17 protein-coding genes, 1 rRNA gene and 1 riboswitch are annotated in these 22,662 nt (G+C 28.9%); of the genes, 8 read left to right on the top strand and 10 right to left on the bottom strand.

Going from position 1 to position 22,662, the window contains the following annotated elements:
- The first annotated feature begins 28 nt into the window (after positions 1-28).
- A complete protein-coding gene (locus T514_RS0120530) occupies positions 29-1,918 on the top strand; it encodes a [Fe-Fe] hydrogenase large subunit C-terminal domain-containing protein (RefSeq protein WP_027626440.1) in 1,890 nt (629 codons plus the stop codon).
- Positions 1,919-2,054: 136 nt separating this feature from the next.
- On the opposite strand, the gene T514_RS0120535 is transcribed toward T514_RS0120530, so the two are convergent.
- Genes T514_RS0120535 through T514_RS0120545 form a run of 3 tightly spaced genes read right to left on the bottom strand, consistent with a single transcriptional unit; the run spans position 2,055 to position 5,639 of the window.
- Entirely contained in the window at positions 2,055-2,822 is a 768-nt protein-coding gene (locus T514_RS0120535; protein WP_027626441.1) for an SDR family NAD(P)-dependent oxidoreductase, read from the bottom strand.
- Positions 2,823-2,867: 45 nt separating this feature from the next.
- Entirely contained in the window at positions 2,868-3,665 is a 798-nt protein-coding gene (locus T514_RS0120540; RefSeq protein ID WP_051542217.1) for an acetoacetate decarboxylase family protein, read from the bottom strand.
- A gap of 33 nt (positions 3,666-3,698) precedes the next feature.
- On the bottom strand, positions 3,699-5,639 hold the full coding sequence (locus T514_RS0120545; protein WP_027626443.1) for an NAD(P)/FAD-dependent oxidoreductase: 1,941 nt from the start codon (positions 5,637-5,639) through the stop codon (positions 3,699-3,701).
- Positions 5,640-5,758: 119 nt separating this feature from the next.
- Between T514_RS0120545 and T514_RS0120550 the strand changes: the two genes are divergently transcribed.
- The gene (locus tag T514_RS0120550; RefSeq protein ID WP_027626444.1) at positions 5,759-7,306 is read left to right on the top strand and encodes a PucR family transcriptional regulator; all 1,548 of its coding nucleotides are present in this window, start codon (positions 5,759-5,761) and stop codon (positions 7,304-7,306) included.
- A gap of 122 nt (positions 7,307-7,428) precedes the next feature.
- Positions 7,429-7,738: riboswitch (cobalamin riboswitch) on the top strand.
- Positions 7,739-7,980: 242 nt separating this feature from the next.
- Positions 7,981-8,847: a YitT family protein gene (locus tag T514_RS0120560; RefSeq protein WP_027626445.1), complete on the top strand. Its 867-nt coding sequence runs from the start codon at positions 7,981-7,983 to the stop codon at positions 8,845-8,847.
- A 47-nt stretch (positions 8,848-8,894) separates the two neighbouring features.
- Here the strand turns inward: T514_RS0120560 and T514_RS25930 are convergent, their stop codons facing one another.
- Both T514_RS25930 and T514_RS26815 read right to left on the bottom strand, forming a co-directional pair.
- A complete protein-coding gene (locus T514_RS25930; protein ID WP_051542219.1) occupies positions 8,895-9,350 on the bottom strand; it encodes a DUF4274 domain-containing protein in 456 nt (151 codons plus the stop codon).
- Positions 9,351-9,372: 22 nt separating this feature from the next.
- Entirely contained in the window at positions 9,373-9,519 is a 147-nt protein-coding gene (locus tag T514_RS26815) for a hypothetical protein (RefSeq protein WP_156940041.1), read from the bottom strand.
- A gap of 210 nt (positions 9,520-9,729) precedes the next feature.
- On the opposite strand from T514_RS26815, the gene T514_RS0120575 reads away from it, so the two are divergent.
- Entirely contained in the window at positions 9,730-10,317 is a 588-nt protein-coding gene (locus tag T514_RS0120575; protein WP_027626446.1) for a protein kinase, read from the top strand.
- 46 nt (positions 10,318-10,363) lie between these two features.
- Here the strand turns inward: T514_RS0120575 and T514_RS25215 are convergent, their stop codons facing one another.
- From T514_RS25215 to T514_RS0120590, 3 genes are all read right to left on the bottom strand, one after another.
- Positions 10,364-11,929: a putative bifunctional diguanylate cyclase/phosphodiesterase gene (locus tag T514_RS25215; protein WP_051542221.1), complete on the bottom strand. Its 1,566-nt coding sequence runs from the start codon at positions 11,927-11,929 to the stop codon at positions 10,364-10,366.
- 333 nt (positions 11,930-12,262) lie between these two features.
- Positions 12,263-13,759 carry a hypothetical protein gene (locus T514_RS0120585; protein WP_027626447.1) on the bottom strand — a complete coding sequence of 499 codons (1,497 nt, stop codon included), beginning with the start codon at positions 13,757-13,759 and terminating at the stop codon, positions 12,263-12,265.
- On the bottom strand, positions 13,759-14,322 hold the full coding sequence (locus T514_RS0120590) for a sigma-70 family RNA polymerase sigma factor (RefSeq protein WP_027626448.1): 564 nt from the start codon (positions 14,320-14,322) through the stop codon (positions 13,759-13,761). The genes T514_RS0120585 and T514_RS0120590 overlap by 1 nt, the downstream gene beginning before the upstream one ends.
- Before the next feature lie 160 nt (positions 14,323-14,482).
- Between T514_RS0120590 and T514_RS0120595 the strand changes: the two genes are divergently transcribed.
- Together T514_RS0120595 and T514_RS25220 are read left to right on the top strand one after the other, a co-directional pair.
- Complete coding sequence (locus T514_RS0120595; RefSeq protein ID WP_027626449.1) at positions 14,483-16,393, top strand: cell wall-binding repeat-containing protein; 1,911 nt, start codon at positions 14,483-14,485, stop codon at positions 16,391-16,393.
- A gap of 148 nt (positions 16,394-16,541) precedes the next feature.
- The gene (locus T514_RS25220; RefSeq protein ID WP_051542223.1) at positions 16,542-18,260 is read left to right on the top strand and encodes a glycoside hydrolase family 10-like protein; all 1,719 of its coding nucleotides are present in this window, start codon (positions 16,542-16,544) and stop codon (positions 18,258-18,260) included.
- A gap of 72 nt (positions 18,261-18,332) precedes the next feature.
- Here the strand turns inward: T514_RS25220 and T514_RS0120605 are convergent, their stop codons facing one another.
- Positions 18,333-19,148, bottom strand: coding sequence for a CAP domain-containing protein (locus tag T514_RS0120605; protein ID WP_027626450.1), 816 nt, complete (start codon positions 19,146-19,148; stop codon positions 18,333-18,335).
- Positions 19,149-19,326: 178 nt separating this feature from the next.
- A complete protein-coding gene (locus T514_RS0120610) occupies positions 19,327-19,815 on the bottom strand; it encodes a hypothetical protein (RefSeq protein ID WP_027626451.1) in 489 nt (162 codons plus the stop codon).
- 407 nt (positions 19,816-20,222) lie between these two features.
- Between T514_RS0120610 and T514_RS0120615 the strand changes: the two genes are divergently transcribed.
- Together T514_RS0120615 and T514_RS0120620 are read left to right on the top strand one after the other, a co-directional pair.
- A complete protein-coding gene (locus tag T514_RS0120615) occupies positions 20,223-21,887 on the top strand; it encodes a ribonuclease J (protein WP_027626452.1) in 1,665 nt (554 codons plus the stop codon).
- A 561-nt stretch (positions 21,888-22,448) separates the two neighbouring features.
- Positions 22,449-22,662: ribosomal RNA gene (locus T514_RS0120620) — 16S ribosomal RNA — on the top strand; the annotation flags it as partial.

The following is a 22,662-nucleotide window of genomic DNA, read 5'->3' on the forward strand; positions in this document are numbered from 1 at the left end:
ACACTAATAAATTATGAGGTGGCTTGCAATGGAAGAAAAAGCATTAATAATTACAGATGAGAAAACTTGTGTTGGGTGTAATCAATGTATAAGATACTGTCCTATTTTTGATGCAAATACTGCTTATATAAAGGATGGAGAAAACAAAGTAAAAATAAATCCAGACAAATGCATTCATTGTGGTAAATGTATAGAAGTTTGTGAACATAATTGTAGAGATTATATTGACGATACAGAAAAATTTTTTAATGACTTAAAAAATGGTAAAAAAATATCTGTTTTGGCAGCACCAGCTATAAGAGTTAATTCTGCCAATTATAAAAAACTTTTTGGATATTTAAAAAGCTTAGGAGTAAAGTTTTTTTATGATGTATCTTTTGGAGCAGATATAACTGTTTGGGCTTATTTGAAATACATAAAAGAAAATAATATAAATTCTATCATAGCTCAACCGTGCCCCGCTATTGTAAACTATATAGAAAAAAACAACTTAGATTTATTAAATAGTTTATGTAAAGTTCAAAGTCCTTTACTTTGTTCTGCAATATATATAAAAAAGTATTTAAAAGAAGATAGCAGTTTGGCATTTTTATCTCCTTGCATAGCCAAAAAAGATGAAATCATGAATGAAACTTCCCATGGTTTCGTAAATTATAATGTAACTTTTAAAAAATTATTAGCCTATATAATCAATAATAATATAGATCTAAGCAAATATGAAGAAGTAAATTTTAACAGTGATAATGGATTAGGATTTTTGTTTAGTAGACCTGGGGGTCTTAAAGAAAATATTCAAGCCTATGATGAAAATTTATGGGTAAGGCAAATAGAAGGACAAGAAGTTGTATATGATTATTTAGATGAATATGGGGAAAGAGTAAAGAAAAATTTACAAGTGCCTAATGTAATAGATGCTCTGAATTGTGAGTTTGGTTGTAATATTGGTACAGGCTCAATTAAGGAAAGAGTATTTATAGATGATATTGATGTGAAATTTAATAATATAAAAAAGGAAAAAAATAAAAAAGAAATATCAAAAATTCATAAAAAGTTTGATAAAGAATTAAATTTAAAAGACTTTTTAAGAGATTATAAAGTTAAAAGTAAAGAAAAAGTGAAAGAACCTTCTAATGCCAAATATGAGGAAATATTTAAAGATATGCTGAAATATACACAAAACTCAAGAAGCATAGATTGTGCTGCTTGTGGTTATGTAAATTGCAATAATATGGCAAAGGCTATATATAACGACTTAAATGTAAAAGAAAATTGTATTGATTATAATAAACGCATTTTAAAAAATGAAAAGAAAAATGTAGAAAGTAAAAATGAAGAAGTGAGAAAAGCTTTAGAAGAAGTTAATAAGTTAAATGAACAAAAGATAAGAGAGGCAGAGGATCTTAAAGAAAATGTAAATCAAATAATAGAGTCTATACAAGAAATAGCTGACGGAAATACAGAAAATGTTATTACTATAAATAAGATTGCTTCTGAAACAGAAGAATTAAATGATACAGCAAAAATTTTAGAAGAGAATATTATAGAAATGGAAGAAAAGATAAAGATATTTAATGAATCTTCCAATAAGATAGTAGGCATAGCATCTCAAACAAATTTACTTTCTTTAAATGCATCTATTGAGGCAGCTCGTGCTGGTGAGGCTGGAAAAGGATTTGCAGTTGTTGCTTCAGAAGTTAGAAAGCTAGCTGAAGAGAGTAGTAGAACTGCTTCTGCTACTATTAAAGAACAAAGTGATATGAATAATATGATAAAGAGTATTTCTAAAGTGTCAGAAATATTAAAAAGAAAAAGTGAAAAATTAAGAGAAGCCATAGATAACATGTCTGCTATAGTAGAGGAAACTACAGCAAAAGAAGAAGAAATATCTTCAGTGGCCTCTAGTTTGATTAATGAGTAAATTAATAATTGTAAAGGGAGCCAACTATGAAGGTTGGCTCTTTAAATATTGAAAAAGTTAGTGATCGTATATAGATTTGTATAAAGCAAATATATATGCTCATTGAGTTATCCATAATTTGAAAATAACTGAAAGTTTATACTGCTGTCCAACCACCATCTACACATAATATTTGACCTGTAGTATAGCTGGAAGCATCTGATGCAAAGTAAATAGCTGCACCATTTAATTCTCCGGGATTTCCTGGCCTTCCTGCTGGGCATACCATGTTGTAAAGCTTTAATTTATCTTCTTGGAACAATGAATTTTTAGTCATTTCACTTTCGAAAAGGCTTGGGCCAATTGCATTTACTGTTATACCATATTTTATTAAGGATGTACCCATACCTCTTGTCAAGTTTACTACTGCACCTTTTGAAGCATTATAAGCATGAAGTGGAACATTCTTACTTCCTACGAATCCACAAATGGAAGCAGTATTAATAATTTTTCCGTATCCTCTATCTTTCATATGTTTTACAACATACTTTGACATTAAGAAGGTACCTTTTAAATTTGTATCTATAACTCTATCCCATTCAGCCATATCTATGTTTTCAACTGAACCTACTGAAGCTACACCTGCATTGTTCATTAGAATATCTATCTTTCCAAACTTCGCTATAACAGTATCTACAGCTGATTTTGCATCATCTTCTTTTGTAACATCACATTTTATAGGGAGAGCTTTTCTACCCATAGCTTCGATTTCCTTAGCTACATTTTCAAGTCTATCAATTCTTCTTGCAAGTAATGCTACATCTGCTCCTTGTTCAGCAAATGCTTTAGCAATTTGAATACCTATTCCGCTAGAAGCTCCAGTTACAATTGCAACCTTACCAGTTAAATTAAATAAATTACTCATATAAGAATCCTCCTAATATAATTTTATTTAAATTTTGACTTATTGTTAATCTAAAGTATCTTCCCACCAATCCCATCTTAAATATGAATAAGGTATAAATGACATTGGATTTATTTCCTCCAAAATAGTTCCTTTAAGTAGTACATTTGTACTTACCGTATAAATTCCGCCTAACATTTTTACTACTTCTAATTCTGCCCATGGATCATGAGGGGAGTCCTTTAAAGTTATCTCTACTTCCCCAGCTTGAAGTACAGTTGTGTCCATATTTATACTTTGTTTTACAAGAGTAGGTTTTAAATCAAAACCACTGCCATCTATTGCTTTTGAATATTTTATATTAAACATTGGTAAGCCTTTACCATAATTTTCAGCAAGTATTTTTTCAGCATTTTCATCATTAAGTTTACCATTAAGATTTACTTTTACATTAAAGAAGTCTATACCATGGCGACCTACAGTTCCTTCAACAAAGGTTTTATCTTTTTTAAAGTCTATATCTGCCATCTTCTTTGGAAGTCCACAAAATTCTCTACCAAGTGCCATACCTATGCCATCAGTTATAGGCATGGATAAGCAGTAAGTTCCAAGTTCTCCATTATAATCTGCCAGTATAAATAAACCGGCTTCTTTGTATGGTGGACAGAAATTTGTTTTAGGATAGTTTGCTATAAAAGCATGAACTAAAGGTCTTTTAGCTGGCTTTAAAGGTGGTGGAAGTATACGCTTAATAAGTTCAGGTTTTGTTTCCCAATAAATTGTAAGCATTTCAGCATCGTAAAATGTTGTAGGTTTGCTGCCATATTTCATAATGTCATTAATATTTTTTAGAAAACTTCCCATAGATTAAACTCCTTCCATTTTTAATTAATATTTTTACTCTAAAAAATAAGCTTTTTCAAATCCGGTTTGAATTGCTTGACCAATTCTTCCTGATTTATTAGCATCCCCAAGTACATGTACTATAGAGAAATTCTTTTCTATTTCTTCAATAAATGAGGTGTCTTGTTTAATTCCAATGGATAAAACTACAGCATCAGTTTTCTTCCTTAAAGTAGAATTATCCTTTGTATTTTGAAGAACTATTTCTCCGTCAGATATTTCAATAAGTTTCATAGATGGAAGCATTTCTACATTATATTTTTTAAGTCTAGTAGTTACATCAATAAGATTTGGAAGATATGCATCAGGACCTATTTTGTTTTGCATTTCTATAACAGAAACTTTATTTTTACCTACAGCAATATATTCAGCAGTTTCAAGCCCAGTCATTCCAGAACCTATAATAGTAACATCTTTATCTTTTAAAACAACAGTACCGTCTAATATATCAATAACTGTACATACATTTTTACCTTCTACCCCTTTAATCTTTGGAATTATAGGAGAAGCACCAGTAGCAACAAATACTGCATAGGGATTTAGTTTTATTAAATCTTTCATAGTTGGTTCAGTATTAAGTCTAATATCTACATTAAGCTCTTTTAATTGATAAACAAGATTATCTATAAACCAATTTAGTTTTTCTTTAAGAGGTGGTTTACTTCCAAGATAGACACTTCCACCTAATACATTTTTCTTTTCAAATAATATAGGTTTAAATCCTCTTATTGCTAGAACTCTGGCAGCTTCCATTCCAGCAGGACCGCCTCCTATAATAGATACTACTCTACCATTACCATCTTTTTTAAAATCATCAAATTCTAATTCTCTTCCCATTCGTGCATTTACTGCACACTTTGAGGTTTTACATTCCATCAGTTCTTGTATACAGTAGAGACAGGAAATACAAGGTCTGATCTCCATTTCTCTTCCTTCCATAGCTTTTTTAGGCCACTCTGGATCTGCAAGAAATTGTCTTCCTGTTGCAACAAAATCTACATTTTCTTCTTCTATAAGACTTTCCGCAAAATCAGGTTTTCTTATAACATCACAGGCAATTATAGGAATGTGTACTGCATTTTTTATTCCCTGTGCAAGATGCTTCTTCCAGCCTTGAGGGTATGATATAGGTTCTATTATTGTATTTACAGATTCATAAGTACCCGAACTTACATTTAGTGCAGCTATACCTAATTTTTCAAGATATTTTGATGCCTCAATTGCATCATCAAGAGTAAATCCTCCTGGAACAAACTCATTTCCATCTATTCTAACGGATATTGGAAAATTGTTTCCGCATATATGTTTTATTCCCATAATTATTTCAGTGATAAATCTCATTCTGCTTTGAAAATTTCCACCATATTTATCCTCTCTAAGATTGGTGAGAGGACTCATAAATTGACCAATAAGATACCCGTGAGCAGCATGAAGTTCAACACCATCAATTCCAGCTGTTTTAGCAATGTAAGCTCCAAAAACAAATTTTTTAACAAGAGATTGGACTTCATCAGTGGTTAATTCTCTAGGCATTTCACCAATAGCCGATGACATAACAGGGCTTGGCGCAGTAATTTGTTTTCCACCAATTAAGTTACTGTGATTTTGTCTTCCTGGATGGTGCAGTTGGAGAAATATTTTTGTATCATATCTATGCACTGCTTTTGCTAGTTTTTCAAGCCTTGGTATATGTTTAAGATCTGTTGCGCAAAGCTGATTTGGTGTACCAATTCCTGTCTCATTATCAATTCTTGTTATCTCTGTAATAATAAGACCACATCCGCCTTTAGCTCTTTCTTCATAATATCTTATTATTTCATCAGATGCTTCTCCAGTTGAGGCAGCAAGAGATGTACCCATAGCAGGCATAACTATTCTATTTTTGATTTGAAGATTACCTATGTGGCCTTTTGAAAAAAGTTTTTCATATTTCATTAATTTACCACCTCCAACTTAAGTATATTGTATTAAAGGTATAGTTAATACATTCAATAGAGACAAAAATAATTGACTTTGCTGTGCGCTATGCACTACAATTATGGTAGGTGATTTGTATGAGTATTACTTTTAATGGGCTTTGTGGGTATTTTTCCAAAAAAATTAAAAATCAATATTTAAATAAAAAAGAAGAGTTTTTTTTATTAGACGTGAAAATGCTTACAAACAATCAGACTTTTTTTGAAAAAAATATTATTTATATAGGCAAAACTTCAATGCTTCAGGAAAAATTTAAAGATATTGAAGATACAAATCTTGTTCTTATTAATGACAATAACTTATCTATTAATGACTTTTTTTTAAAGGATTTAAATGTTATTGAACTTAAGGATTCAGAGGATATTTTTGAAATATATAATTTAACTAGAGACTTTTTTATTAGTGATATTGAAATTGAACATTATACAGCAGCTCTGTTTAAATCTTATATAGTAGGCAAGGGACTTTCTAATATAGTGAAAGTAGCTTCAGAAATACTTAATAATCCAGTGATTGTAATGGATTTAAGCTATAAGATACTAGCTTATTCAAACATTGAGGATATAACTGATGATATTTGGATTGACAATATAAAAAACGGATATTGTTCTTATGATTTTATTATAGAAGTAAAAAAAATAAAAAGTGTACAAGATGGAAGAAAATCTGATGAACCTTATGAAGTTATATGTAAGAAGTCTCCTATTTTAAAGTTAGTTTCAAAGATAAAAATAAATGATAAATATGTTGGAAATGTAATACTTTTAGAATGTAAAAGACCTATTATAAAGAGGGACAAGGAAATACTAACACTTACCAGTGAAATAGTGGCAGAAGAAATGAAAAAGAATGCGTTTTATAGAAATACAAAAAATGTGGTGTATGAAGATTTTATTTATGATCTTCTTGAAGATAATTTAAGCGGAAGAGATATAGTTAATGAAAGAATGAAAAGTGCAAATATAAAATTAGGAAAAAAACTATCAGTATTTGTATTTGATATTTCAACATATGATTCTTCTGATAGATGTTGTGGATATCTTAGAGACACGTTTAATTCTCTATTTCCTTCTAAAAGTTCAGTATACTATAATGATAATATTGTTATTATTAATGATAATGATATATCAAATTTTAGTGAAGAATTTATACAAAGGGTTAAGAAGTTTTTAATTTTAAATAATATATACCTAGGAGTAAGTAGAGAGTTTTCAGATATAATGGAATGTAGAAAATATTATATTCAAGCTGTAAAAGCAGTGAAATTTAAAGACGTTGTAAGTGAGAAAAGTCCAATTATATTTTATTCTCATATTCAAATTTATGATATACTTTCATCAGTATATGGTGATATTGGGTATAAAGATTTTTGTAATCCAATTCTTATTAAGTTAAAGGAATATGATAAGTTAAATAATGCAGAATTATATAAGACACTATTTGTCTACTTAAAAAACAATCAGAATATTCAAAAATCATCTGGAGAGCTTTTTATTCACAGAAATACTATGAGGGCTAGATTACAAAAGATAAATGAATTAACTAATTTGGATTACTCAAATGTTGATAATATCTGTAATATATATATATCCTATAAAATTACAGATATTAAAAAGATACCATGAAATGAAAGAAAATGGTCAATATTCAGAGATTAATGAATTTAAAAAGTTATGTGACTCAGTAACCATAAAATAGTGACATTGCTTTATAAGGTACTATGAAATAAAATTAAGTTGAAAGCAAAATTAAATAATAAGTTATAGGTTTTCGTTTATAGAAATTAAAAGGGAATGTGGTGAAAGACCACAACAGCCCCCGCTACTGTAATAGCAGACAAATCTTATAAACAGAGTTCTTGGCTTCAGAAGGAGTTTTTGCTCCCACTGAAGCTTTAGAAATCGTTATCCAGGGACGTACCCGCTCTTTACTCCCACTTTAAAGAAGATGGGAGTATTAGAGCGGGTAGTCATCGGATAGACCACTGACATTATGTTGGGAAGGGAAGAGGAGAATGAAGCTAGAGTCAGGAGACCTACCTACAACTTTTAAGCAATCTTTCGGAGGGAGGGTATTTGCGGTATTAATGGTTTAAAATATTAACTGTAGATGTATTTTATTTTAACTTTTATATTTACATGTTTTTGTATTTATAAGTTTAGATATTTTACAGCTAGTATATAATTTAGATACTGTAAAGACTTCCGTTTAGAAGTCTTTTTTAATTTTACATGGAACTGTAAAGTTTAAGTATGGGGACAGTTTTTAATGAATTATTAATTGTGAAAGAGGGAGAAGTATGAGTACTGAAACTATAATAAAAAGAGAAAATTTTTGGAAAAGAATTTTTTTAGTAAGCTTTGGAGGGTTAATATATGCATTAGCTATAAATATATTCATTGCTCCACATAAATTGTTAAGCGGAGGGATTGCAGGTATATCACTTTTAGCTCAGTATGTAAGCAATATACCATCAGGATATTGGGTGTTTATATTGAATCTACCTATATTTATACTAGGAATAAAAAAAGTAGACAAAGATTTTGTATTTTTTAGCTTAGTAGGAACTGTCACTATGTCTTTGTTTTTGGTTTTAACAAAAAATATATCTGAGTTTTTAGTAGTAGATGATTTAATCATATCAACTATATTTGGAGGTATAATAAGTGGCATAGGTATGGGATTGGTATTTAGGAGTAGAGCTTCACAGGGAGGATTGGATATAATTGCAGTTATAATAAGAAATAAAAATGGAGCTAAAATGTCCACACTATATTTTTCATTAAATGTGATTATAGTACTTTTAGGGGTATTTGCTACAAATTTAAAACTAACACTATATACTATAATTTTAATGTATATTAAAGCTATCATAATTGACAAAGTTATAGAAGGTTTTGATCATAAGAAAATTGTTATGATAGTAACGGAAAAGGAAAATGAAATATCAAATATGATAATGCATAAAATAGGAAGAGGAACTACCTACCTTTATGGAGAGGGAGGGTATACAGGACAAAAGAAAAAAATAATATATTGTTTGTTAACTACAAAGGAATTAAATGCTGTAAAAAAATTAATTGATGAAATAGATACAAATGCGTTAGTATCTATTTCAGAAGCAGAAGAAATAAACGGCAAGGGCTTTTTAAAGCCTGCTATATAGGCAGAAGATAGACCATATGTTTTTTTATCATATGGTCTATAAAGCATTTACAATAAAATATCTTCTAAAAATACTTTTTCTAAGGAATATGTGTCTTCTAATTCTTTTTTGTAAATATCAGTTAATGGGATTTTATATGAAATTGTTTTTACTAAATATTTATCGTATACAATTTTTTTATATAAATATTTTATAAAATAAATCCAGTTTTCATCAAAACTATCTTCAAAATCATCATCAAATATGTCTAATCCTTCTGCTAAATAAAATGCATTTAATGCAGTAGCAAGCTCACAATTTTTATGATTAATAATATAATAAGGGATTTCAAATCCATCATCCCAATTATAATTTTCTAAAAAATCATGTAGTTCAATAGATGTTGTATTGTCTGTAAATCTTTTAAATTCTTCATTGAATTCTTCTTCAATTTCCCATAAAAAATTTAATCGGTTTTTACTTTTTTCAGTTTTAAATGGATTTTTGTCAAGATTTAAATTCATATTAGCACCTCTATTATATAAATTACATTATAATTGTATTTTCAAGCATCATTTTAAATTCTATGGTTTCTTTTAATCTGTTTTCAAAATCAGAGTTTAGAGTATCTACATCATCTTCTAATTCAGTTCTATATGTTAATTTATTAATAAATTCGTTGAATATTTTCATAATTAAATCACCTCATTTAATTATCGTAGCTTTTTAATTAAATTATAGAACATATTTAACTTTTAGATTATTAATAGTGTAAAGGTTTTAAATAATTTTTAAATTTTTTCTAAATTAATGTGGAATAAGTAAATTAGTCTAGAACATATTCATACAATATAGAAGGATAATAAAAAGAATTCCATAGCAATAATAAAGAAGGGTATATTTATGCATAGAAGTGATGGCTATTATATTGAATTGGATGATAGGGCAGAAAAAATGCTTAGAACAGCAGAATTTTTGGGATGTGGACATAATGGAATAGTATATTTAATTCCAGGTAAAAAAGTGATTAAGATTTTTAGGGAAAGGAAGGTGTGTGAGAAGGAATATAATATTTTAAAGAGAACCTCAAAGAGCAAATACTTCCCTAAGGTGTATTGTCACGGAACATATTATATTGTGAGAGATTGTGTAGAGGGTGAGCGTCTAGATAAGTATATTAAAAATAATGGATTGAATAGGGAAATATCATGTAATATTATCAAACTTATAAAAGAATTTAAAAAACTTAACTTCAGTAAGCTTGATATAAGATGTAAGGACTTATATGTTAAGAATGATTTATCCTTGATGGTAATAGATCCTAAAAATAATTATTCTAGGGAATGTACTTATCCTAGGCATCTGATGAAAGGTTTAAATAATTTAGGGGTATTGGATGAATTTTTGGAAGTGGTTAAGACTGAGAATAATGAACTTTATAATGAATGGAACTTGAGAATGAGGCAGTATTTGAGTACAGGAATTAAATAAATTTAGATAGGGGCTAAGATGCCCCTATTTTTTATGAAGCAATATTTTAAATTATATTATTTGTAGAGATTAGGTGTTTGCTTTGTATTATTTCAGGAGCAACAGGCTTTTCAATTATATATCCTTGAATTTTATCACAGTTTACTGATTTAAGGTATTCTAAGTCATGTTCTTTTTCAACACCTTCTGCTACTACAGATAGATTTAGGTTGTGAGCTAAATTAATTACAGATGATATTATAAGCTTGTCTTTATCGCTAATAGCAATATTTTTAATGAAAGAACCGTCAAGTTTTAAATAATTAACAGGCAGAAATTTTAAATACTGCAAACAGGAATATCCTGTTCCAAAGTCATCAATAGCTATTTGCACTTTTTCATCCTGTATAGATTTTAATGTTTTAGCAATTTTGTTTATATTGTTTAATAAGGTGCTTTCAGTAATTTCAAGTATTAAATACTCAGGGTCAAGTTTAGTTTCTGATAAAATCCTCATTACTGTGTCAATAAAATTAGTTTGCATTAACTGTACAGTAGATACATTTACAGATATACAAACATGTTCATAGCCATTCTTCTGCCATTTTTTATTTTGTTCGCAAGCAGTTTTTATAACCCATTCTCCAATTATATTAATTAAACCAGTTTCTTCTGCTAGTGGTATAAATTCTAAAGGAGAAATTAGACCTTTTTTAGGATGTATCCAACGAATTAAGGATTCAACACCTTCAACTTTATTTGATTTTATATTTAAAATGGGCTGGTAATTTAATATAAACTCATTATTACGAAGTGCATTTTTTAAATCATTTTCTAATGTTTCTTTATCAGTTATAGTTTTTTTTACATCTTCATCATAGAACTTGTACACTAGTTGAGAGCTTTGCTTTACATAATACATAGAGGAATCAGCATTTTTTATAAGCTTTTCCAAAGTGTCGCCATCTTCAGGATACATACTTATGCCAATACTAAAGCTTACTGATATTCTTTGATTTTCAATATCATAGGGAGTGCTCAGTAGGTGTAAAATGTCTATAATTAAATTTTCAGTGTCATTTTTATTATAGTCAGGTAGCATTATGATAAATTCATCCCCACCTAGTCTGCATAGTATAGAATCATTGGGAAAGTACTGCCTAAAACGTTGTGAAATCTGACCAAGCAGAATGTCACCTACATTATGACCAAAATTATCATTTATTTGTTTGAATTTGTTTACATCTAGAAATAAAAGCGCTGTTGGCATATTACTTAATTCACATACATGAAGTTCTTTTTTAGCTATAGAAAAAAATCCCCATCTGTTTGGCAATTTTGTAAGCTCATCAATAAATGACATTTCCTTTAGTTTAGCTACAAGTTTATTAAGTTCTGTTAAACTTTTTAAAAAGAATAAAAATACAAATGAATATAGTAGTGAAATTGTGAGTATTATTTCTTCTATTTGACGTTTTACATTTATTTCAGAAAAATCATTAGAAATCCAATGAAAGTTGGAAATTAATATAAAAATAAAAACCGATATACCTAATGTGGTAAAAATCAATATATTTTTACAAGAAAAATAATTATCAATAATTCGTTTGAATTTTTTTAGCCAATTTAACAATATAAACTCCTCCAATATAGTTCAATCTTTTAGAGCATATATATTTTAATAAATATATTTAATTTTAAAATTATTTAAGTTTTTTACAATAGTATAAGTGTAGAGTAATGGTTTTTTTATTATAATATGAATCATAAATAGTAGGTGTGTGCATATTATGATAAGCATATATTTTTGTATAAGGAGAAATATTAAATAAAAAAGGCTGACTCAAAACAGAAAAATAACACAATATATTGATTTTAAGATTAAAATTTCAATATATTGTGTTTAAAATTCATTTTGAGACAGCACTTAAAATTTAATTTAATGCTTTTGTTATGAAAAAGTTTGTTATTTATTGTCTGTTATTTTATTTTTATCTATAGGAATAATCCAAGGACCTTTTTTAATAGTATAAAATGATCCTATATAAAGATCAAGTTTAGAGGATTTAGGGTGATTAAGTCTTATACACCAACCTTTTAAATTTCCCATAACATTGTTTTTATTATCTTCAGAGTAGTCACTGCTCCAACCATTATAGTCAGAGGTGGTTAATAATTTATCATCTGTTCCTAGTTCTACATTAAAAATAGAATCTGATTTATCTTCATGATATCCTGTATCTATTTTAATTATTAGTTGATCTTCGGCCGGTCTCTCTAAGGATAATATTTTTATTTTATAGTCATCTTTTAAAGTAATTATCTCATTATGAAAAGTAACCTTTTCCAAAAGTTTAGGAATATTAAAGCTATGCTTTACATTAATACTATGTTTAATCCTAACATAAGGTATATTAAGTTTATAGGATGTGTGATTACTTTTAGATGCATCAAAGTAAAACTCGCTTAGTGGAGGAGAGTAGCTACCAGGGGCAGAAATTTTATAAGATTTTCCCTCATCATCCGTTAGCATTATTGTTTTATTTAAAACTCCTTTGTAAGAACAATTTTTATCTGTATAGTTTGGATCCTTACCATATTCTTGTACAGACCATTCATTATTACTAGGAGTTAATAGGTTAACCTTTAAGGTGTTGTTTTCCCATTTTGGTATGGCAGTAATGCTTATTCCATTATTATTGCAAGTTGGACCCATTTCTTTATAATTACTATAATCTTTTACTTTTTTTAAAGTTACAGGTATAGTTATTTTTTCATTATAAGGAGGAGTTAATTCAACTTCAATTTTTTCACCATCAGTATAAGAAATATTTTTATTATCAGAAGAAAAATCAGACTGCCAATGCATAGAACCATCTCCACCACCAGAGCCTGTAGAACCATTGTTAAGTTTGATAGTTTTGCCATTATTTAGTTTTATAGCTGGTGTAAAAGACGCTACATCCATATTTGGAGCATCAGCACCATTTTTTTCTTCTCCTCGTGCAGAAACCTGTATAATTTTTTTATCAGTATCAATTAACACTGACAAAAGTTCTACATAACCGTTTTTAGTAGGAACCTTAATGTTACTTTCTAGAACATATATATTAGAAGAAGGTTCATTTTCTAATACTTGATTGATTCCTGGTATATATTGAAGAACCTTTTTAATGTTTGCAATTGCTTTATTGGAAAAAGGAATAAGAAGTAAAAATGATATAGTTGCTGCAATAGCAGCTTTTTTCTTTGAAGATAGAAAACTTCTTTTAGGCTTATTTTCTGTGATTTTTTCAGATGGTATGGGGGATTTATCTATTTTATCAAAGGTCTTTTCTTTTATTCTATTTAAACTTTCATTAGAAATATCATAAGATTCATCTATATTTAAATCATTAATAAGAGATTTAAGATCATCTTCATTAAAATTTTCTAGAATATCGAGAAATATCTTATCTTTCATTAGAGTACCTCCTTATCTTCGTAAATTAAATTTTCTTTTAATATTTTTCTTGTTCTGTATAATCTATTGTCAACTGCTTGTCTTGTAAGATTAAATTCTTTTGCCATATCTTCAATTGTTTGATTAAAAAAATATCTTTTTATAAATAATTGTTTATCTATGGTTTTTAAATTGTTTAATAGGAGCATAATTTTACTATTTAATTCTTTGGATAGTAGTTCATTTTCAATATCATTGGAAGCTATGAAATTAGTGTCTTCAACATTACTTTCAAAATTTGATTTTTTTATTAACTTTCTTCTGAAATCAAGGCTCTTATATTTTGCAATAACACTTAGCCAAGTTTTAAAGCTACTTTTTTCTTGTGAATATTTATGCTTATTTTCCCAAAGAAAAATAAAAATATCACTTACACATTCTTCTATATCTTCTAAAGATCCAAATTCTCCTATTATATTTTGGCATATTGTAAATGTTAAAGGGGCAAAGCTATCAATAACGTATTGAAGAGCATCTTTATCGTTTTCTTTTAATTTTTGTATAAAGTTTGTTTCATCAATCATTTACACATAGTCCTCCTTTCTGTACCTTCAATCATATATACGAAAGAAAGTTAAAAATCTCTCAAAATTATTTATAAATATACTATTAAAAAGACTAAAAAGGATTACATATATTACGTATATTATAATAGAACAAATTTAATTGGACAGGGAGGCAATTATGAAAGGTACTAAAAAACACATAAGTATACCTTTATTTTTCATACTTATATTTGTTACAAAAATACATATAGTATATGCTTCTCAAACTAATATTAGGTTGGGTGGAGGGAATAGGTATGAAACTTCAGTAAAGATTTCTAAGGACGGATGGATACAATCAGATAATGTGGTTTTGGTTTCAGGAGAAAATTTTCCAGATGCCATTTGTGCAGCACCGCTTGCAAAGAAATACGATGCACCTATTTTAATAAGTACAAGTAAAAGACTGGATCCCGCAGTAATGGAAGAAATACAAAGGCTAGGAAGTAAAAAATTTTTTATAGTTGGTGGTAGTGGTGTCATATCACTAGATATTGAAAAACAGCTTAAAGATATTAAATTAGAAGTTATTCGTATAGCTGGGCAGGATAGGTATAAAACTAGCGTTAAAGTAGCAGAGACTATTGGAGTAAGTAATGGAGTAGTATTAGTGTCTGGAAATAATTTTCCGGATGCACTATCTATAGCTTCTATAGCTGGAATTAAACAAATGCCTATACTTCTTACCACAGCTACAAATTTACCAGATAGTATAAAAGAATATATAAATAGCAATAGAATAAATAAATATTATGTAGTTGGTGGAACCAGCGTTATATATGATAGTGTTATAAAAGGACTTACCAATGTAAAGCGATTAAGCGGAGCTGATAGATATGAAACAAATATAGCTGTTATAAAAGAATTTTTCAAAGACTTAAATTTTAATACTGTATATTTGGGCTCAGGAGAAAAATTTCCTGATACACTATGTGGCTCTGCTGCAGCCGCAAAAAATTCTGCGCCAATTGTTTTAACTAGTGGAACTTACTGTAAGGCTCAATCTTTAATTAAATCTAATATGGATTCTGTATCTTCATTTAAAATATTAGGTGGAACTAGTGTTATATCAGACAAATTAGTACAAGCTATTCTTTTTGGTAAGAAAACTGTATTAGGGTATTCAACTTATTACTATCCTGGAGATAACTCATCTTATAAATCATTAGTGGATTATGCAAGTTTAATTGATGAAATTGCTATAGATACGTATAATGTAGATTCTTTAGGAAATATAACAGGTACGGTTCCATATAATCAATTAAATTATGCAAATGACAATAAAATTACAACTTATGCTATGGTATCTAACAATTTTAATGGAGATACTGCTAAAACTTTACTTGAGAATAGTAATAATAGACATAGATTTATTAATAATATACTAGAAGTTGTAAAGGTAAACAATCATAAAGGTGTAAATATTGATCTTGAAGGGATTTACTATTATGATAGAAATTATTTTACAACTTTTATGAGTGAATTATATAGTATATTACATTCACAAGGTTTTTTAGTAACAGTTGCTATTCCTGCAAAGACATGGGATAATATTAATGATGCATGGAATGGAGCTTATGACTATGATAAAATTGGAAGATTTACAGACAAGGCAATATTAATGACTTATGATGAGCATTGGACTGGCGGTGCATCTGGGGCCATAGCATCTATAGGCTGGGTTCAAAAAGTAATTAACTATGCTGTTGGTGTTATTCCTAGAGATAAAATAGTTTTAGGTTTGGCAGCCTACGGATATGATTGGACATTAAATGAAGCAGAAGGAAAAGCCTATAGTATAAATGAAGTTTATAATATAGTATCCCAAAATTATTCTCAGATCAAATGGGATACCACATCACAAAGTCCTTATTTTAACTATACAGACAGTTTGGGTGTATATCATACTCTTTGGTTTGAAAATAGTACAAGTATTTCTTATAAATTAGATATTGTAAATGATTATAATTTATGTGGAGTTTCTATATGGAGACTAGGGTTAGAAAACTTAGACTATTGGAATACCATTAAAGGAAAACTAAATAAATAGAAAATAAAGAGTATATAAAAATATTTTTATATACTCATTATGTCTTTTATAAAAATGACGTAACTTACCGTATTAGTATTTTATTTTAAGAGTGTGAATACAATGTAAATAAAGCATTCATAAAGTTACATATAAAGGGGGATGAATTTTGAAAAAGAACAAATTACTAAAAATAATAACAATGACATGTTTATTCATGTTTCTAACATCATCATCAATTAATAATAAAGTAAAGGCAGATGATAATACAGTGGCTCCTTTATTAAAGTTTGGAACTAATACTTCTATTCTTTTGCATGGAAAGCCAATTTATATTCCTAAAGAGGTAGTTCATGAGAAAAGACAGTTTAGAAGTGCATGGATATCAACAGTAAGTAATTTAGATTTTCCTTCAAAGCCAGGGTTAACCCAGGAACAATTTAAAGCGGAATATAAAAAGGTCTTAGATAACTTTCAGGCTTTAAATTTAAATGCTGTTACCTTTCAGGTAAGACCAAAAGCTGATGCATTTTATAAGTCTAATATAAATCCATGGTCTGAGTGGTTAACAGGAGTTCAAGGAAAAGATCCTCTTTGGGATCCAATGAAATGGATGATAGATGAAACCCATAAAAGAAATATGGAATTTCATGCTTGGTTTAATCCATATAGGGTAACCGTAGGATATGAGCCTAAAAAGACAAAGGAACAATTATTGTCAACTTTATCAAAAAACAATTGGGCAAGAAAGAATCCTCAATATGTTTTGAAATTTGATGGTAAATTATTATTAAATCCAGGTGAGCCAACAGTTAGAAACTATATCAAAGATAGTATAATGGAGGTTGTACAAAATTATGATATAGATGCGGTTCACTTTGATGATTATTTCTATCCTTATAAAGTAAGTAGAGGCGGAGTAACATATACTTTTGGCAATTCAAATGAAGATTTGGCTACTTTCAAAAAATATGGAGCTAAATTTACAGATATAAAGGCATGGAGAAGAAATAATATTGATTTATTGATTCAACAAGTTTCTGTTGCTATTAAAGCTAAAAAACCTTATGTTAAATTTGGCGTAAGTCCTTTTGGAATATGGGGACATTTAGATAATCATCCTGCTGAGAGTATCAAAGGGGAAGGTTCTCATACACCTAAGGCATCATCATCAAGTTATGACGATATATATGCAGATACAAGAAGTTGGGTTAAAAATGGATGGATAGATTATATTACTCCTCAAATTTATTGGAGCTTTGGGCAAAATGCAGCGCCATATGGAGAGCTTGCTGATTGGTGGGCAAATGTAGTTAAAGGAACTAATTGTCAATTATATATTGGACATGCTAATTATAAGCATATAAGTAATAGTAGCTGGGAGACAGATTGGAAAAATCCACAGGAAATACCTAATCAATTAAGATTTAATTCAATGTATCCAGAAGTTAAGGGTAGCTGTTTCTTTAGTTTAAATAGTTTAAAAGGGAATAAGCTTGGAGAAACAACAATAATAAAAAATCAATATTTTAACTATAAATCTCTTGTGCCGACAATGCCATGGTTAGATAATAAGGCACCTGAACCTATTAAAATAAGCAATATAAATGCTATGAAAAATGGTATAAATATAAAGTGGAATGATAAGAAACAAAACGATTCTACTTATTATGTAATATATAGATTTAATGGAGATAAAATAGGGGATATTGAAAATCCAGCAAATATTTTATCTACAGTAAGAAGAGGTAGTGGACAACTAGCTTTGGAATTTACTGACTTATCAGCAGATATTAATACAAATTACACTTATGCTATTACTGCTGCAGATAGACTTCATAATGAAAGTAAATGTGATAGTTATATTTATATGCCAAACAAGAATTAAATTTAATAGAATAGGTATATTAAAAAATTAAGCAGAGAGCATATGTATACTCTCTGCTTAATTTTTATATTTTTATTGAGGTTTACTAATAAACATTTGTGAGAACATATTTCCATAAGGCCCACCAGCTTTAATTCCTATACCTATATGAGTATAGTTTGGATTTAGTATGTTCTGTCTATGACCAGGGGAGTTCATTAATGCGTTTTCAGCATTTTCAACACTTTGATTACCAGCAATATTTTCTCCTGCCTGAACAAATTTGATACCAAATGATTTCATCATATCAAATGGGCTGCCATATTTTGGAGAATTATGGCTGAAATAATTATTATCTATCATATCTTGAGCTTTGGTTCTAGCCACATTAGCTAATTGCATATCAACTGTTAAAGGTGGTAAATTGTTCTGAGATCGAGCTTGATTTACTAGATTCACCATTTTTTGTTCTGAATCAGTTAATGTAGTAGAAGTTGTTTCAGTAGTTGGTGTTTTAGGGGCTGTTGTTCCCTGTGGAGTTGTTCCTGAAGTGTCTGGTGTAGCACCTGGTTTTTTATCCTCAGCTACTATTGGCTTACATTGTGCTTTAGGAACAAATCCAATATTATTGTCAGGAAGTTTTACTGCAAACCAATCTGAAACTTGGTTTACTACATCATAAGTATTATCTTTATTCGATTTTTGAAGTACGGGAGTATTGTTTGAACAACCTGATCTTATATTTGCTGTATCAGCAGTGATTTTTATTCTTTCAACATCTCCCATTTTAGTAACTGAAGATTCTACTCCTCCTATGGCCTGTTGCTTTTGTTGCTTGGGTTGTTGTGCACATGAAGTAGCACAAATAGATGATACAATTAAAGTTAAAGCAATAAGTGTTTTTTTCACATAAGTCCCTCCTTAATTTTTTATATTTAGCACATATAAATAGTATTAGTAAAATTAAAAATTTTATTAGAAAATTTTAATTAAGGTTTTGGTAAATTAGGTTCTTTATATAAAATTAATAAAGGTAGTCCAAATGGACTACCTTTATAATTTGTGAAATAAAAAAATGAATATTAATTTATTTTCTTTTATGATATTTTGCTAAATAAACACCAAAAAATATTTGACATAAAATCATGGCTATAGAAATTACATCGATTATTATAATTTTTTCGCGCATTAATTTAATATTTGATTGAAAAGAATTTGGAAGTTGAAGTGATGATTGTATACTCATAATATAAGCTGGTAGTAGGTTTGATAAATTGATTAATCCTTGTAATGCTACTAATATACCTGTTGTTAAAGAAACATTTTTATTTTCTAATAAGTTTAAATAACCTGTTTTATTTGATTCTTTAATATATGTTTTTAGTAAAATAATGGTTATCGATACAACAATAATCCATAAAATATTATGTCTAATAAAAATGTTTATACCATTTTTAAATCCAACATTATTAAGTATTAATGTACTAAGTTTGCTTGGAAGTGAAAATATACTTGTAATTATTATAAATAGAAGAGCAATTTCTAATGAAGTTTTAATTTCTTTATGTTCGTTCATAATATACCACCATCCTTTTTAGTAATGCTAATACATAATAGTATAATGTAATTATATTCCAAATTCAATTATTTAAAGCTTTTCTCTAATTTTAGAGATGTATTTTTTATATACAAATTCAATAGCATATGTACATGTATAGTAGACCCATTTATAATTAATTATAGTAGAATGTAAAGTAACTTGTTAGTTTGTAAATTGTTATATATAATGAGGATACTTATATAAAATTATAAGTGTATAGGATATAGGTAAATAAAATTAATATGATTTATTTGAGTTTATTGAAAAATTAAAAACAGTGGAAAGGTTACAAGATTCTTTAAGGCAGAATACATACAAATAGTAATAGACAAAAATATATCAATTATTAAATAAATTTAAAGGTTATAGAAGGAGTGGATTTATTGAGAACTAAAAGAAGTGTAAAAATAATACCTTTAGGTGGACTTGGAGAGATTGGCAAGAATATTACAGCAATTGAATATGGAGATGAAATTATTGTAATTGATTGCGGATTAGCGTTTCCTGATGAGGAAATGTATGGTATAGATATTGTAATACCTGATATAACATATTTAATGAATAATATTGATAAAGTAAAAGGTTTTTTCTTAACTCATGGACATGAAGACCACATTGGAGGATTGCCTTATATATTGAAACAACTAAATGTTCCTGTATATGGAACAAAGTTAACATTGGGGTTAGTGGAGAGTAAGCTAGAAGAACATAAAATACTATCAGATTGTAAATTAAATGTTGTAAAACCCGGAGATGTCATAAAATTAGAAAATATATCTGTTGAGTTTATAAGAACAAATCACAGCATAGCAGATAGTTGCTCATTAGCAATTCGTACTCCATTAGGATTAATTGTTCATACAGGAGACTTTAAGGTGGATTATACACCTATTGATGGAGAAATGATAAACTTACAAAGATATGCTGCATTAGGAAAACAAAGAGTACTATTACTTATGGCAGATAGTACAAACGCTGAACGTCCAGGCTATACTATGTCAGAAAAGACTGTAGGTGAAAAATTAGACCATATATTTTCAGGAGCAAAAAGTAGAATTATTATTGCTACATTTGCATCAAATATTCATAGAATTCAGCAGATTGCAAATTCATCAGTAAAGCAAGGGAGAAAAATAGCATTTAGTGGCAGAAGTATGGAGAGAATATCACAAGTTGCATTAGAACTAGGCTATTTGGATATACCTAGTGAAGTATTAATAGAAATAGATGATATTGATAAATATCCTAAAAATAAGGTTACTATTGTTACAACTGGAAGCCAGGGAGAACCTATGTCTGCACTTAATAGAATTGCATTAGGTACCCATAGAAAAATTAATGTGGAGCAAGGGGATTTATTCATTATTTCAGCCTCTCCTATACCAGGAAATGAAAAATCCATATCTAATGTAATAAATGAATTATGTAGAAAGGGTGCAAAAGTAATTTATAGTTCATTAGAAGATGTACATGTTTCTGGTCATGCATGTCAGGAGGAATTAAAATTAATACACAAGCTTTTAAATCCAAAGTATTTTATTCCTGTTCATGGAGAATATAGGCATTTGAGAACACATTCTATGATTGCTAAAAAGTTAGGTTTAAATGAATCTAATATTTTTATTCTAGATATAGGCCAAGTATTCCAAATAACATCTAAAAATGCACAAATTGTTGGGAGAGTTCCTTCAGGAAGAATAATGGTAGATGGATTAGGTGTTGGAGATGTAGGAAATATAGTACTTAGAGATAGAAAGCAGCTATCCCAAGATGGGATTATAACAATAGTTGTAACAATTGATAAACAGGCTGTTGATGTAATTGCAGGACCAGATATTATCTCAAGAGGTTTTGTATATATGAAAGAATCAGAAGAGTTATTAAGAGAAGCAAAAGTCATTGTTAAGGATACATTGGATAAGTGTCTTAGTAACAATACATTTGAATGGGCTGTAATAAAGACAAGAGTTAGAAGTGATTTAGGAGAATTTTTATATAAGAAAACAAAAAGAAAACCGTTAATACTTCCTGTTATTATGGAGATTTAATTTTATATAGCATATGCTAAATAAACTAATAGTTGAAAAACCTCATGAAGATCCATGAGGCTTTTCAATTTAGTTAATAATATTGGCATTTTCGTATAATACTTTTCCTAGTGTATCATTAAAAGATATTGTAAGAAAAAGCAAGAAATAAGGAGCAATTTTAATGTGAATTCATTTTAACAGGATTTTAATCAGAAATAGAGTATAACTACCGTGGTATGATATATCTCGTTCCCAAGTAAACACATACATCAGCAGATTAGTTGATGAAAAATAAGTTTAAAAAAATGTGTTGACAAGGGAATACAGAAATGATAATATATACAAGCTGTCTAGTGCAGCGACATGGTCTTTGAAAATTAAACAGAGAAGAGAAACCAGTCAATTCAAACAGGAAACTGTTTAAAATAGCGATGAGCTAGAAGAAGAAAAATTGGTAGGAACAAGTAGTGCGAGGAATGTGGCGCAGCGAGGAACGGAATTTAGTAATCTAAATGAGTACCGAAGTAAGCCAACATGACGAAGCAATACGAAGTTTATAACAATTTTTGATTAAACTTTTAAATTGAGAGTTTGATCCTGGCTCAGGACGAACGCTGGCGGCGTGCCTAACACATGCAAGTCGAGCGATGAAGTTCCTTCGGGAATGGATTAGCGGCGGACGGGTGAGTAACACGTGGGCAACCTGCCTCAAAGTGGGGGATAGCCCTCCGAAAGGAGGATTAATACCGCATAATGTTAAGTTTTTGCATAAAGACTTAACCAAAGGAGTAAT

This window comes from Clostridium lundense DSM 17049, assembly GCF_000619945.1.
Classification (GTDB): domain Bacteria; phylum Bacillota; class Clostridia; order Clostridiales; family Clostridiaceae; genus Clostridium_AO; species Clostridium_AO lundense.

What these genes read in the sequence shown, in the direction of transcription:
- T514_RS0120545 (WP_027626443.1), bottom strand. Translation starts at nt 5,639, where the DNA reads ATGAAATATGAAAAACTTTTTTCAAAAGGCCACATAGGTAATCTTCAA.
- T514_RS0120595 (WP_027626449.1), top strand. Translation starts at nt 14,483, where the DNA reads ATGAAAGGTACTAAAAAACACATAAGTATACCTTTATTTTTCATACTT.
- T514_RS0120610 (WP_027626451.1), bottom strand. Translation starts at nt 19,815, where the DNA reads ATGAACGAACATAAAGAAATTAAAACTTCATTAGAAATTGCTCTTCTA.
- T514_RS0120585 (WP_027626447.1), bottom strand. Translation starts at nt 13,759, where the DNA reads ATGAAAGATAAGATATTTCTCGATATTCTAGAAAATTTTAATGAAGAT.
- T514_RS25930 (WP_051542219.1), bottom strand. Translation starts at nt 9,350, where the DNA reads ATGAATTTAAATCTTGACAAAAATCCATTTAAAACTGAAAAAAGTAAA.
- T514_RS26815 (WP_156940041.1), bottom strand. Translation starts at nt 9,519, where the DNA reads ATGAAAATATTCAACGAATTTATTAATAAATTAACATATAGAACTGAA.
- T514_RS0120540 (WP_051542217.1), bottom strand. Translation starts at nt 3,665, where the DNA reads ATGGGAAGTTTTCTAAAAAATATTAATGACATTATGAAATATGGCAGC.
- T514_RS0120530 (WP_027626440.1), top strand. Translation starts at nt 29, where the DNA reads ATGGAAGAAAAAGCATTAATAATTACAGATGAGAAAACTTGTGTTGGG.
- T514_RS0120575 (WP_027626446.1), top strand. Translation starts at nt 9,730, where the DNA reads ATGCATAGAAGTGATGGCTATTATATTGAATTGGATGATAGGGCAGAA.
- T514_RS0120560 (WP_027626445.1), top strand. Translation starts at nt 7,981, where the DNA reads ATGAGTACTGAAACTATAATAAAAAGAGAAAATTTTTGGAAAAGAATT.
- T514_RS0120550 (WP_027626444.1), top strand. Translation starts at nt 5,759, where the DNA reads ATGAGTATTACTTTTAATGGGCTTTGTGGGTATTTTTCCAAAAAAATT.
- T514_RS0120535 (WP_027626441.1), bottom strand. Translation starts at nt 2,822, where the DNA reads ATGAGTAATTTATTTAATTTAACTGGTAAGGTTGCAATTGTAACTGGA.
- T514_RS0120590 (WP_027626448.1), bottom strand. Translation starts at nt 14,322, where the DNA reads ATGATTGATGAAACAAACTTTATACAAAAATTAAAAGAAAACGATAAA.